11 protein-coding genes are annotated in these 13,479 nt (G+C 60.9%); 10 read left to right on the top strand and 1 reads right to left on the bottom strand.

Annotated elements, in window-relative coordinates; all coding sequences use genetic code 11:
- Positions 1–24 precede the first annotated feature (24 nt).
- The 7 genes from BLR31_RS08020 to ftsA all read left to right on the top strand — a co-directional run bounded on the left by BLR31_RS08020 (position 25) and on the right by ftsA (position 8,019).
- Positions 25–1,209 (top strand): FtsW/RodA/SpoVE family cell cycle protein, encoded by a 1,185-nt coding sequence (locus tag BLR31_RS08020; protein WP_244504980.1) that lies wholly within the window; start codon positions 25–27, stop codon positions 1,207–1,209.
- A 12-nt stretch (positions 1,210–1,221) separates the two neighbouring features.
- Positions 1,222–2,316, top strand: coding sequence for an undecaprenyldiphospho-muramoylpentapeptide beta-N-acetylglucosaminyltransferase (murG, locus tag BLR31_RS08015; protein ID WP_090594468.1), 1,095 nt, complete (start codon positions 1,222–1,224; stop codon positions 2,314–2,316).
- The gene (gene murC / locus BLR31_RS08010) at positions 2,313–3,746 is read left to right on the top strand and encodes a UDP-N-acetylmuramate--L-alanine ligase (protein WP_090594467.1); all 1,434 of its coding nucleotides are present in this window, start codon (positions 2,313–2,315) and stop codon (positions 3,744–3,746) included. The genes murG and murC overlap by 4 nt, the downstream gene beginning before the upstream one ends.
- Positions 3,743–4,720, top strand: coding sequence for a UDP-N-acetylmuramate dehydrogenase (gene murB / locus BLR31_RS08005; RefSeq protein ID WP_090594466.1), 978 nt, complete (start codon positions 3,743–3,745; stop codon positions 4,718–4,720). Before murC ends, murB begins: the two co-directional genes overlap by 4 nt.
- A gap of 100 nt (positions 4,721–4,820) precedes the next feature.
- The gene (locus tag BLR31_RS08000; RefSeq protein WP_090594465.1) at positions 4,821–5,741 is read left to right on the top strand and encodes a D-alanine--D-alanine ligase; all 921 of its coding nucleotides are present in this window, start codon (positions 4,821–4,823) and stop codon (positions 5,739–5,741) included.
- Positions 5,729–6,706, top strand: coding sequence for a cell division protein FtsQ/DivIB (locus BLR31_RS07995; RefSeq protein ID WP_143009345.1), 978 nt, complete (start codon positions 5,729–5,731; stop codon positions 6,704–6,706). Before BLR31_RS08000 ends, BLR31_RS07995 begins: the two co-directional genes overlap by 13 nt.
- On the top strand, positions 6,703–8,019 hold the full coding sequence (gene ftsA / locus BLR31_RS07990) for a cell division protein FtsA (RefSeq protein ID WP_090594461.1): 1,317 nt from the start codon (positions 6,703–6,705) through the stop codon (positions 8,017–8,019). Before BLR31_RS07995 ends, ftsA begins: the two co-directional genes overlap by 4 nt.
- 755 nt (positions 8,020–8,774) lie before the next feature.
- Here ftsA and BLR31_RS07985 read toward each other — a convergent pair.
- Positions 8,775–9,251, bottom strand: a complete 477-nt coding sequence (locus BLR31_RS07985) for a VOC family protein (protein WP_090594871.1) — start codon at positions 9,249–9,251, stop codon at positions 8,775–8,777.
- A 239-nt stretch (positions 9,252–9,490) separates the two neighbouring features.
- Here BLR31_RS07985 and ftsZ point away from each other — a divergent pair, with 239 nt between their 5' ends.
- The 3 genes from ftsZ to BLR31_RS07970 all read left to right on the top strand — a co-directional run bounded on the left by ftsZ (position 9,491) and on the right by BLR31_RS07970 (position 13,232).
- Entirely contained in the window at positions 9,491–11,233 is a 1,743-nt protein-coding gene (ftsZ, locus tag BLR31_RS07980; protein ID WP_090594868.1) for a cell division protein FtsZ, read from the top strand.
- A 108-nt stretch (positions 11,234–11,341) separates the two neighbouring features.
- Complete coding sequence (gene lpxC / locus BLR31_RS07975) at positions 11,342–12,298, top strand: UDP-3-O-acyl-N-acetylglucosamine deacetylase (protein WP_090594458.1); 957 nt, start codon at positions 11,342–11,344, stop codon at positions 12,296–12,298.
- Between the two features lie 103 nt (positions 12,299–12,401).
- On the top strand, positions 12,402–13,232 hold the full coding sequence (locus BLR31_RS07970) for an outer membrane protein assembly factor BamD (protein WP_143009344.1): 831 nt from the start codon (positions 12,402–12,404) through the stop codon (positions 13,230–13,232).
- Positions 13,233–13,479: the final 247 nt, after the last annotated feature.

Raw genomic sequence — 13,479 nt, 5'->3', positions numbered from 1 at the left:
TTGCCTGCGTATCGGAGCCTATCTGTGACCGCCATTTCCGCCTGGTTTTCCCGCGAACGTAAGACGCCTATCGCCGAATGGTGGTGGACCGTCGACCGTGAATTGCTGTTTGCGCTGGTTGCGCTGATGGGGTTCGGGGTGCTGCTAAGCTTTGCTGCAAGCCCGCCGGTGGCCGAGCGGATCGGGCTGGGGCCGTGGCATTTTACGCAGCGCCATGTGCTGTTTTGCATCCCAGCGCTTGCGGTGATGTTCCTCGCCTCGCTGCTCAATGCGCGATGGGCGCGGGTCGTGGGTATCGTGACGCTGATCGGGGGGCTTGTGCTGCTGGCGATGACGCTGCGGTTCGGCGTCGAGGTCAAGGGTGCGCGGCGGTGGATCTCCTTTATGGGGCAGTCGCTGCAGCCGTCCGAATTCGTGAAGCCCGCCTATGCCGTGATGTCGGCGTGGTTCATCTCCGAGCAGATGAAACGCAAGGACATGCCGGGGCACATCCTCGCCATGGCGACGACGCTCTTGATCGTGGGGTTGTTGTTGCTGCAACCGGACGTGGGACAGACGGCGCTGATGGTCATCACCTATGGCGCGCTGCTGTTTTTGTCGGGCATTTCATGGTGGGTGATCGGCGCGCTGGGCGGCGCGGCGTTGGCCATGGGCGGGTTGGCCTATCTGTTCTTCCCGCACGTTGCGCGACGTATCGATGCGTTCATCAATCCCGAGACGGGCGACAATTATCAGGCCGAACGGGCGCTGGAATCGCTGCTCGAGGGCGGATGGTTCGGCAAGGGGCCGGGCGAGGGGATCGCCAAGCGCTATCTGCCTGACGCCCATGCCGACTTTGTCTTCGCAGCAGGGGCATCGGAATTCGGTATCCTCTTTTCGCTGATGCTTGTGGGCCTGATCTGCTTTGTCGTGATCCGGGCGCTGACGCAGGCGCTGGGGCAGCACAGCCTGTTCAACCGGCTGGCGGCCAGTGCGCTGGCCATCCAGTTCGGCGTGCAATCGGCCATCAATCTGTTCGTGAACCTTAATCTGGTGCCGCCCAAGGGGATGACGCTGCCGTTCGTTTCCTATGGCGGCACGTCGATGATCGCGATCGGGCTGGGCATGGGGTTGCTGCTGGGGCTCACCCGCCGTAAACCCGAGGAAACATTCGCCACCGGGCTGCCGATCCGCAGCGCGCTGGACAATTCGGGCCTCAAGGCCCGCTGATAAAGAGATAGTATGAGCACATTCGCATTGATGGCCGGGGGGACCGGGGGGCACCTGTTTCCGGCCATGGCGCTCGCGCAGGAATTGCGCCGGCGTGGACATGAGATTCACCTTTTGACCGACGAGCGCGTGACGTCGTATGGCGCGGACTTTCCTGCAACTGCGACCCATGTGGTGCCGGCGGCGACGCCGTCGATCAGAAATCCGGTCAAGTTCCTAAGGGCCGGGTTCACGATCCTGGGCGGTGTCGGTTCGGCGATGAGGGTCCTCAAGAGGATCGAGCCCGATGCGGTCGTGGGGTTCGGGGGCTATCCGTGTTTTCCGCCGTTTCTTGCGGCCTCGCTGCTCCGCATTCCAGGCGTTCTGCATGAGCAGAATGCGGTTATGGGTCGTGCCAATCGGGCGTTGGCGCGGTTTGCGAGCGTTCTGGCGATGAGCTTTGCCGAGACCAATCATGCGGACGGTTTCAAGCTCAAGAAGGTCCTGACGGGCAACCCGGTGCGCGATCGCGTGCGGGCTGTGGCGGGGACGCCTTATCCGGCGCTGGTTGAGAATGGGTCCGTCGATCTTTTGGTGTTTGGCGGCAGCCAGGGCGCCAAGGTTTTTTCCGATCTGGTGCCAGAGGCGATCGCGCTTCTCGATGAGCCTTTGCGCCGGCGGTTGAACGTCGTGCAGCAGTGTCGGGAAGAGGACCTTGAGCGGGTCACCGACGCTTACCGGACGGCGCGGGTGAATGTGGAACTGGCGACGTTCTTTTCCGATCTGCCCGAACGCATCGCCAAGAGCCATCTGGTGATCGGGCGCGCGGGGGCGTCCACGGTTGCCGAACTGGGCGTGCTTGGACGGCCCGCTATTCTGGTGCCGCTGCCCGGATCGCTCGATCAGGACCAGCGGGCCAATGCCATGGTGATGGAGCGGGCCGGGGGCGCCTGGCTGGCGGACCAAGCCACGCTTTCACCGCAATCTCTTGCGAGCCAGCTTCACGAACTCTTGAACGCTCCGGATCGACTCACCGCGGCGGCGGACGCCGCCCGCAAAGTGGGGGTTGCAGACGCCGTCGAGCGTCTGGCCGATCTCGTCGAGCAAACCGCCAAAGGACAATCATGAACACCAAGATGCCACGCGATATCGGCCCCGTGCACTTCATCGGGATCGGTGGGATCGGGATGAGCGGCATCGCCGAAGTGCTGCACACGCAGCGCTATACGGTGCGCGGGTCTGATCAGGCGACCAATGCCAATGTGCAGCGGCTCCAGGCCATGGGCATCGAGGTGATGATCGGGCAGACGGGCGAGAACATCCGCGATGCCGCTGTGGTCGTTGTCTCTTCCGCCATCAAGAAGGACAATCCCGAGCTCAAGGAAGCCCGTGCGCGCGGGTTGCCGATCGTGCGGCGGGCCGAAATGCTGGCCGAAATCATGCGGTTCAAGAACGCTATCGCCATTGGCGGCACGCATGGCAAGACGACGACGACCTCGATGGTCGCGGCGCTGCTCGATGCGGGGCAGTTCGATCCGACAGTGATCAATGGCGGGATCATCAATGCCTATGGGACCAATGCGCGCTTGGGGCAGGGCGACTGGATGGTCGTCGAGGCGGACGAGAGCGACGGGACTTTTGTCAAACTGCCGGCCGATGTGGCCGTGGTGACCAACATCGATCCCGAGCATCTCGATCACTATCACGACTTCGATGGGGTCAAGAAGGCGTTCAGGAATTTCGTCGAGAACGTGCCGTTCTACGGGTTCGCCGTGATGTGCCTCGACCACCCGACCGTGCAGGCGCTGGTGGGTGAGATCGAGGACCGGCGGATGATCACCTATGGTCGCAACCCGCAGGCCGATGTGCGGTTGATCGATGTGACCAACGAGAATGGCACGAGCCGGTTTTCGGTGGTGATCCGGGATCGGGTGAGCGAGCAGACGCGTACGGTGGCCGATCTGGAATTGCCGATGCCGGGCATGCACAACGTGCTCAATGCGACGGCGGCGATTGCCGTGGCGCAGGAGCTAAAAATTACCGACGACCAGATCCGGGCTGGGCTGAAAGGCTTTGGCGGTGTGAAGCGCCGGTTTACCAAGACCGGTGAGGTCAATGGGATTACGGTGATCGACGATTACGGGCATCACCCGGTGGAGATTTCCTCGGTGCTGCGCGCGGCGCGGCAATCGACCAAGCGCGACGTGATCGCGGTGGTGCAGCCGCACCGCTATTCGCGCCTGCATGATCTGTTCGACGATTTCTCGGCGTGTTTCAACGAAGCCGATACGGTGCTGGTGGCGCCGGTCTATGCGGCGGGTGAAGCACCGATCGATGGCGTTTCGCATAGTGAATTGGTGGACCGTATCCGGGCGCGCGGGCATCGCGATGCGCGGGTGATTGCCGGGCCGGAAGAGCTGGCCGGGATCATCGCCGAGCGGGCCGGGGAAGGCGATTATGTCGTCTGCCTTGGAGCGGGCAACATCACGCTCTGGGCGGCGGCGTTGCCGGGTGAGCTCGAAACGGAATTTGCCGGCAGGGACCGGGCCAGCGCATGAGTTTTCCCGATCTCCTGCCGCAGTTCTCCGGCTGGATCGGGGGCGTGCGTGGCAAGCTCATTGCCGATTATTCGATCGCCAAGGTCGTCTGGTTTCGCGTGGGCGGCCCGGCGCAGCTCTATTTCGAGCCGGCCGATGAGGCGGACCTTGCGTATTTTCTGAAAAATTTGCCGGCCGATATACGGGTGACGGTGATCGGGCTGGGATCGAACCTTCTGATCCGCGATGGCGGGATCGACGGGGTGGTGATCAAATTGCCCGCCAAGGCTTTTGGCGGGGTCGAGGTGCTCGATGGCAATCGGGTACGGGCCGGGGCGGGACTGCCGGACGTCAAGATCGCGACGGCTGCGGCCAAGGCCGGGATCGACGGCTTGTCTTTCATGCGCGGTATACCCGGTGCGGTCGGCGGGGCGCTTTATATGAATGCGGGGTGCTATGGTACCGAGACCAAGGAGCGGGTGGTTTCTCTGCGCGGGGTGACGCGCGAGGGCGAGATCATCGAGCTTTCCAATACCGATATGGCCTATGAGTATCGCAAGTCGAACGGGCCAAAAGGGGTGGTGTTCACCTCGGCGGTGTTTGAGGGCGTGGCCGGGGACAGCGACGAGATTTTGGCCAAGATGCGGGCTATCACCGAGCAGCGGGAATCGACGCAGCCGACCAATACGCGCACAGGCGGATCGACGTTCAAGAACCCGGACGGGTACTCCGCCTGGAAGCTTGTCGATGAGGCTGGATGCCGGGCTTTGCGGATCGGGGATGCGCAGGTCTCTGAGATGCACACAAATTTCCTGATCAATCTCGATGCGGCCAGTGCGTTCGATATCGAGACGTTGGGTGAGACGGTTCGGGCCAAGGTGCGGGAAAAGCACGGCATCGATCTCGTCTGGGAAATCCGGCGGATGGGGCATTTTGCGGACGGGCGTGAGGTGCGGGAATTTCTCGATGGGGATGTGTTTGCTGGGGTGAAATAGCCGAGCGGCTGCGCACCGTTCACACCCGGGCCCTCTCCCCTCACAAGGGGCGAGGGGGGCTCATTTGGCTGGCGTTTAAGAGAACAAGAAGGCGGAACCGATGGCGAAACATGTAGCGGTGCTCAAGGGCGGATGGTCGCATGAGCGGGAGGTTTCGCTCAATTCTGGCGCGGAGTGCGCGCAGGCATTGCGCAATGCCGGGTATGAGGTGACCGAGATCGATGTCGGGCGCGATATTGCCGATGTTTTGACGCGGCTGAAACCCGACGTGGTCTTCAATGCGCTGCATGGGCGGTTTGGTGAGGACGGGACGATCCAGGGGCTGCTGGAAATTCTTTCGATCCCCTATACGCATTCAGGCGTTCTGGCGTCGTCGCTGGCCATGGACAAGCATCAGGCCAAGGTGATGTTCAAGGCCGCCGGTGTGCCGGTGACCGACCATGTGATTGCGACGCGCGATGCGATTGCGCGCCAGCATGTGATGGCGCCGCCCTATGTCGTCAAACCCTATAATGACGGGTCGAGCGTCAACGTCTTTATCGTCAAGGACGGGCAGGAGCACCCGCCGCAGGAAATCCTGCGCACCGATTGGGACGGCGACGAGGAACTGATGGTCGAGCGATTTATCCCTGGGCGCGAATTGACCTGCGCGGTGATGGGCGACGTCGCTTTGGGGGTAATCGAGATCGTTACCGACCTGTCTTTCTATAATTATGAGGCAAAATACGTCACCGGAGGCTCGCGGCACGAGTTGCCTGCGCAAGTTTCACCGAAAATTTACGAAAAAGTACAAAAAATGTCGCTGGCTGCTCATGCTGCTTTGGGCTGTCGCGGCGTGTCGCGGAGTGACTTCCGTTATGACCCGCGCGGTGGCGACGATGGCGAGCTTGTCTGCCTTGAGATCAATACCCAGCCGGGGATGACGAAAACCTCGCTGGTCCCCGAATTGGCAGCACATGCGGGCCACTCGTTCGAAGAACTTGTGAGCTGGATGGTGGAGGATGCGAGTTGCAACAGGTAAGGCGTCTGGAGGCTTTCGAGGCCGCGCCTTCCGGGACCGCGCTCCCCAAGTCTCCGCCCGCACCTTTGATCCAACGCGCTGATATCCGCCCCATCTCCAATGTGGTGCCGATTTCGCGCGACCGCTCGATGACGCTGGGGCGGCCATTCCCCGTGCCGGTGCGCAAGCGCGGCGGCAAGCTCGTAACACTGGGCAATCTCTGGGTCCTGCACCGCAAGCTGGTCGTGCGGGTTATGGCGCTGGTGATCGCCGTGCTCGTGGCGGGTGGTCTTTATATCTTTCGTGAGGACGTTGGTGAGGCGGCGGCGGTGGTCGGCGAATTTGCCGGCGACCAGATGGCCGTGGCAGGGTTTTCCATCCAGAGCATAGAGATCGACGGGCTGAAGTTGACGCGCGAGACCGATGTCGCGCGGGCGCTCGGTATCGCGGCGGGCGATGTGAGCCTTGGATATGACGTGGAAGCGGCGCGGCTGAGGGTCGAGGAAATTCCCTCGATCGAAACCGCGACCATCCGCAAGATCTATCCCGACAGGCTGGTCGTCAGCATCACCGAGCGCGAACCGATGGCACGCTGGCGGATCGATGGCGCGACGATGCTGATCGACGGATCGGGCAGCCCGATCGCGCCGGCCAGTATCGATGATGGCGAACTGATCCTCGTGATCGGGGAAGGCGCCGGCGATGATGCGCTGCCGATGATTAATCTGGTGCAGCGTTATCCCGATCTGAGCTTTGATCTGGCGGCGCTCAACCGGGTCGGTGATCGGCGTTGGGATCTGATCTTTTATTCCGGGTTGCGCGTGCTGCTGCCCGAAACCGGTGTCGTGGATGCGCTCAGCCGGCTCAATGATTACCAACTCGAATACCAACTGCTCAATCGCGATCTCGATCTGATCGACATGCGCGTGGCGCAGTATGTGGCCGTCCGCCCGACGGTGCGTGAAGAAGAAGACGACAGCCAATGATGAATTCGGCGATGACTTCGCGGCTCAAGCCGGTCCAGCCGGGCCGGTCTTCGCTGGTGACGGTGCTCGATATCGGTTCGACCAAGATCTGCTGCGTGATCGCGCGCTTGGTGCCGCGTCCCGAGGGCAGGGCACTCAAGGGCCGGACCCACGTGGCCGAGGTCATCGGCTTTGGCTATGGGCCATCGGCGGGCGTCAAGAGCGGTGTCGTGACCGACCTCGACAAGGCCGAGCAGGCGATCCGATCCGTGGTCGGCATGGCCGAGCGGGCGGCGGGGATTACCGTGCAGTCGGTGGTCGTCAACGTGACGGCGGGGCGGCTGGGATCCGAGACGTTTTCCGCCGCGGTGTCGCTCGATGGGCATGAGGTCGATCCCGCCGATATTTCGCGCGTGCTGATCGCGGTCAACGATCGCTCGGTGCGTGAGGAGCGGTCGATCATTCACGCGCTACCGATCGGGTATTCGCTCGACGGGCAGAAGGGCATTCGCGATCCGCGCGGCATGGTGGGCGAAACGCTTGGCGTCGATGTGGCCGTGGTTTCGGCCGAGACGCTGGCGATGCGCAATATCGAACTGGCGCTCAATCGCTGCCATCTCGAAGTGGAAGCGCTGATGGCGACGCCATACGCATCCGGTCTTGCGGCGCTGGTCGACGACGAGGCCGATCTTGGCGTCGCGTGCATCGACATGGGTGGAGCGACGACGACGGTTTCGGTTTTTGCCGATGGGCATCTTGTTTATGCCGATGCGCTGGCGATCGGCGGGCATCACATCACGCTCGATATCGCGCGGCAATTGTCGGTGTCGGTGGCGGACGCCGAGCGGCTAAAGACGCTCTATGGCTCGTGCTTTTCCGGGCAGACCGACGAGTCGGACGTGATTACCGTGATGCCGATCGGGGCCGTGTCGCACGACTCGCCCAATTCGATCTCGCGCGAAATGCTAACGCGTGTGATCCGCCCGCGGGTCGAGGAAATCCTCGAGGCGATCCGCGACCGGATGCAGGCGACGGGCATGATGGATGTCTCGGGCCGGCGGTTTGTCCTGACGGGTGGCGCATCCGACCTGACGGGCGTGCCCGAACTAGCGCGGCGGATGCTGGCGCGCAATGTGCGCAACGGGCGACCGCTCGGTGTTTCGGGATTGCCCGATCGGGCCAAGGGGCCGGCGTTCGCGACTGTTGCGGGGATGCTGGTTTATCCGCAGGTCTGCGGGACCGAATATGTGCAGCCGCGGCCAAACCGGAAACTGACCGGGTCGGATGGATATCTGGCGCGCGTGGGGAGCTGGTTGAAGTCGGGGTTCGTGTGAGACTCTTATCTCGCGCCGTCGGCGCGAGGCTGGGTCCTCGGGTCAAGCCCGAGGATGACGGTTGTGGGTGAGGCGGTCGGCCGACCCCCACCGAGGATTTGCGCTTAGTTTCGGCATGCTCGGTGATGGTATTCAACGAGTGCCAGCAATTTTAGCGAGCTGTCTTCCGTTGTTCGTCCATGCGATGTCCCTCTGCAATCCTATGTGATCGTTCCGAATGCCAGTTAAGCTAAATGCCGCATTTCCCATGTTCAGCGCGCGAGCGAGGGGCGCATGATGAAAAAAACGCTATTAATGCTCACGGTTCTCTCATTTCTATATCCCGCATTTAATACGTATGGCGATGATATTGTTCAGAGAAGTGAGGAACAATTTTGCGCTGATATATCATCTCATTTCTCACAATCAACTCAGGCCGCCAACGCCTTAAAATTGGGAATTGTCAGAGCACATTATTCCGAAGTTAATTGTGAATATAAATTTATATCGTACACTATGAACTTAAGAATTGATGTTACGAAATATGAACCGGATTCATTGCGCAATATGCCCAATATGCACAACGATTTTGCTTGCCAGGTCTTTATCAACTGGCCAAGTATGGACGATCTCAATTGGCGAATTGAGATGTATATAAAATACAACGATGAAATATTATTACATACAACTCATAGATCGTGTGGAGAATGATTTAGATACCTTACAGCCTGCTAGTTTCCAATTGACCAATCGATGCATCTCAGCTTGGTCCTCCCCTACTCCCCGCGATACGCCTTCTCCAGATCGGCGATGATCAGTTTCTGCATCTTGAGCATGGCCTGGGTGGCGCGTTGAGCGCCGGCGGGGTCTTTGCCGGTGACGGTTTCGTAGAGGGCGCGGGGGACGATTTGCCAGGAGACGCCGAACTTGTCCTTGACCCAGCCGCACTGGCTTTCGGCGCCGCCGTCGGCGGGCAGCTTTTCCCAGTAGTGGTCCACTTCGGCCTGGTCCTTGCAGTCGATGATGAAGGACGTGGCCTCGGAAAATTTGAAATAGTCTCCGCCATTGATGGCGTTGAAGCGCTGACCGAGGATTTCGAAATCGCCGGTCATGACTGTGCCGGGCGTGCCCATGCCGCCTTCGGTGTAGCGGGTGGTGCCGAAGATTTTCGTGTCAGGAAAGACAGAGGCGTAGAAATCCATGGCCTCTTCGAGATTGTTGTTGAACCAGAGGCTCGGAGTGATCCGGGACATGATGCGTGCTCCTGCAAACGAACCCATAAGTTATATTCTTATTTGGCTATATAAGCTGCGATTGGGAAGTCAAGCTTTTCGCTGTGAGGGTGCGGGCAAATCATCCTTAACGTTTGGTGACTTTGTGGCTGTCAAGTATCGCAATTTGCACATTGGTTAACGAAATCGGGTGCTTTGTTAGGGTCCGGTTAACGAATTGAGCGGTAAATCTGGTACACACAGCCACTATGGGGCCAGAGATGACAATCAACCTACAGATCCCGGGAATCCAGGAACTTAAGCCGAGAATCACCGTCTTTGGTGTCGGCGGCGCTGGCGGCAACGCCGTCAACAATATGATTAACTCCGGGCTGGAAGGCGTGGAGTTCGTGGTGGCCAATACCGACGCACAGGCGCTTGCCCTGTCGCGTGCACAGCGGGTTATCCAGCTCGGTGTCGGCGTGACCGAAGGCCTTGGTGCCGGATCGCATCCCGAAGTGGGCCGTGCGGCTGCCGAAGAAAGCTTCGACGAGCTCAACGATCACCTTTCGGGTTCGCACATGGTGTTCATCACAGCCGGTATGGGCGGTGGTACGGGCACAGGTGCTGCGCCAGTCGTGGCGCGTGCGGCACGCGAGCAGGGTATCCTGACCGTCGGTGTCGTGACCAAGCCCTTCCAGTTCGAAGGCAATCGTCGCCTCAAGCTGGCCGAAGAGGGCATTGACGAGTTGCATCGCCATGTCGATACGCTGATCGTCATCCCGAACCAGAATCTGTTCCGGGTCGCCAATGAAAAGACCACGTTTGCCGACGCCTTCGCGATGGCCGACGAGGTGCTGTTCTCGGGCGTTGCCTGTATTACGGACCTGATGGTCAAGGAAGGCCTCATCAACCTCGATTTCGCCGACGTGCGCGCCGTGATGCGCGGCATGGGCAAGGCGATGATGGGGACGGGCGAGGCCGAAGGCGAAGATCGTGCACGTCACGCGGCCGAGGCGGCAATCGCCAATCCGCTGCTCGACGATGTCTCCATGCAGGGTGCGCGCGGTCTGCTGATCTCGATCACCGGCGGCAAGGACATGACACTTTACGAGGTCGATGAAGCTGCTTCGCGTATCCGCGAGGAAGTGGATTCCGACGCCAACATCATCCTTGGCGCGACGTTCGATGAATCGCTGCAGGGCAAGGTGCGGGTTTCGGTGGTTGCCACCGGTACGGACGCGCTGATGGTTCAGGCGCTCGATCCCGTCAAGCCCAACGCCTCGCGTCAGCCTTTGCAGGCGCGTCGTCCGGGCGAGGCCCCGGCCCAGCCGCAGATCGCTCAGAAGCCCGTTGAATCGCAGGCCGCAGCGCCAGCTCCGATGCAGGCTCAGCCGCAGCAGCACGCTGCTGCACAGGCTCCCGCGCCTCAGCAGGCCGCTCCGGTTGCAGCGCATATGTCGGACGACCAGTTCGAAGCAGCTGTCGCCAGCGCGATCAAGCAGGGCCACGGCGCTCCGGCCAATCCTTCGGCGCGGCAGGACGATGGCGTAACCATCGAACCTTACGTTCCGGCTGCTGCCCGTCAGCAGGTGGAAGAAACCCAGCGTGCGCCGGAAGCGGCGATGCCCAAGCCCTATGTCCCGACATCGGCAGAACGTCCGCAAATCCAGCGCCGTATGCCGCGTCAGGAAGAGCTGCCCAATGTTGCGCGCCAGCAGATGGTGCCGCAGCAGGTCAAGGGTGAAGAGCCTCGCAATGCTCGTGCCCTGTTCCGGCGTCTTGCGTCCAATGTGGGCCTGAACATCGGTGGCGAAGCCGAGCCGCAGCGTGAGCGTGTGCAGCCCGAATTCGACGATGCCGCTGCCCGCAGCGCCATCGAAGCCGCGCCCCCGCGCCCGCAGGCACCGCGTGCGCCTGTCGAGGGTGCGACCGGCCAGCTCGATGCCCAGGGTCGTGCGCCTGTTCGCGCCCCGCAGAAAGAGCAGTTGGAAATACCAGCGTTTCTTAAACGCCACGGTTAGCACAAATTTGAAGATTAGCTTCTGAATCGGCCCGGCGCGTCTTTCGTGTCGGGCCGAGTTTCGTTAGTAAGACCGTCGGCCGCTCTTCCTCTTTGGCCAGGAGTACTCATGACCAATTATTCCGTGCGTCAGTGCACGTTGTCGCGTCCTGTCGAGTTTGCCGGGATCGGCGTGCATAACGGAAGTCCGTCGCGTCTGGCCATCAAGCCCGCTCCCGCCGACTCCGGCTATATCCTCACCCGCCTTCTCGAAGACGGCACGATCGCTGGGCGTTTGCGCGTCGAGCATGATCGGGTGACGCGGACGTCGTTGTGCACCGTGATCGATCTCGGCCAGTCGGTTTCGATCGCCACGGTCGAGCACGTCCTCGCCGCATTGAGCGGGTTGGGGATCGACAATGCCGAAATCGTCGTGACCGGCGAAGAATGTCCGATCGTCGACGGCAGCGCAGAACCTTTTGTGCGCGCCATCCTCGAGGTCGGACTGCTCGCGCAGGCGCCGCGCAAGAAATTCTTGCGCATTCTGCGCACCGTCACCGTGCGCGACAACGACGCCTTCGCCATGCTCGAGCCCTATAACGGCCGGGCCTTCGACGTCGAAATCGATTTTAACTCCAAGGTCATCGGGCGTCAGCGGATGATTTTCGACTGGTCGCCGCGCCGGTTTGCCGAAGACGTGGCACCGGCACGCACCTTCGGGTTCGTGGCGCAGGCCAAGGTGTTGCGGCAGGCGGGCTACGCGCTCGGTTCGAGCCTTGAAAACTCCATCGCCATCGAGGAGGAGCGCATCGTCAATCCTGACGGGCTGCGGTTCCGCGACGAATTCGTGCGCCACAAGCTGCTCGACGCCGTGGGCGATCTGGCGCTGGCGGGGCAGCCTATTTATGGGCGGTTCAAATCCTATAAGGGCGGACATGGGCTCAACGCCCTCGTCCTCAAGTCGCTCTTTGCCAGCGAAAACAATTACGAGATCGTCGATGCAGATGCGTTGCCGCTCGAAATGGAAGCGCTGGCGGACCTCCCCGAAACGCTCACAGTCGCGCCCTACTTGCGTTCGATCGGGTGATTGGGCGATAACCCTGTCACAGTTTTGATCAGATTGCCCTATAGCGGGGTCGTCAAACGGACGCGGACGGCAGAAGTGCCGGGCAAAGAGGACGGAGTTATTCGTGGGTAGCACAGCCAACAGACGTAATATGCCCAGGGTGTTAAAGCTCGCTGCGGTTATCGCGATGGCCGGCATGCTGGCCGCCTGTTCGCCGCTGGGCATGTTTGCACGCGACAATGTCGAACCTCTGGTGCCGGCGGATCAGCTCTATTCGAGCGCCGTCACCAATATGGACGCCAACCGCTACAATGCGGCGATCCAGGACCTCGAAAAGCTTGAGCAGCAGCATCCGTTCTCCGATGAGAACGAGCGCGCAAAGGTCATGCTGACTTTCGCCAATTTCCGCTCCGGCCGGTTTGCCGAGGCAGTGCGCGCGGCCGATCGGTATCTGGCGCTCTATCCCAATGGCAGCGAGGCCGACTACGTCCTGTTCCTCAAGGGCAGTTCCTATTACCAGCAGATTACCGACATCACGCGTGACCAGGAACTGGCCGCCGACGCGATCGATACGTTCGAATTGCTGCAGTCGCGCTTCCCCAATTCTCAATATGCCGAAGAATCGCGCCAGATGGTGCTCGTGTCGCAAGACCAGGTGGCCGGCAAGGAAATGAGCGTTGGCCGCTATTATCTCGGCAATGGCCAGTTCACGGCAGCTATCAATCGCTTCAGGACGGTTGTCGAGGATCACCAAACCTCGACGCATGTGGAAGAAGCGCTGTTCCGCCTGGCAGAAGCTTATTTGCGCCTCGGACTGTCGGGTGAGTCGCAGACGGCGATCGCTGTGCTGGGCACGAACTACCCCAATTCCGAATGGTATCAGCGCGGGTTCACGCTCTTGCAGAACCAGGGTCTGGCGCCGCAGATGGTGACCGGCAACTGGATGTCCGCATAAGCGGCACTGTCGTCGCTTCTGGAATTTTAAGTGCCCCGGTCATCCCCGGGGCATTTTTCATGGTCTTGCCGAGGTGATTTTGTTCCTGTAATGTTCGCATTCAGCGAGTTGTGGATCATCTCGATCTGCGTGCCTTGGCGTTTGCAGGGTGGGTGGCCGGCGCTGTAAAGAGTGGTGCTGCAAAGTTTTTGGTCGCGCGTTCGATCGGCAGGGGCTCTCGTCCTTCCGTAGCGCTTTAGCCGAATGG

Source organism: Pelagibacterium luteolum (assembly GCF_900100665.1).
In the GTDB taxonomy this organism is placed as follows: Bacteria; Pseudomonadota; Alphaproteobacteria; order Rhizobiales; family Devosiaceae; genus Pelagibacterium; species Pelagibacterium luteolum.
This window is presented reverse-complemented; position numbering and strand designations above follow the sequence as displayed.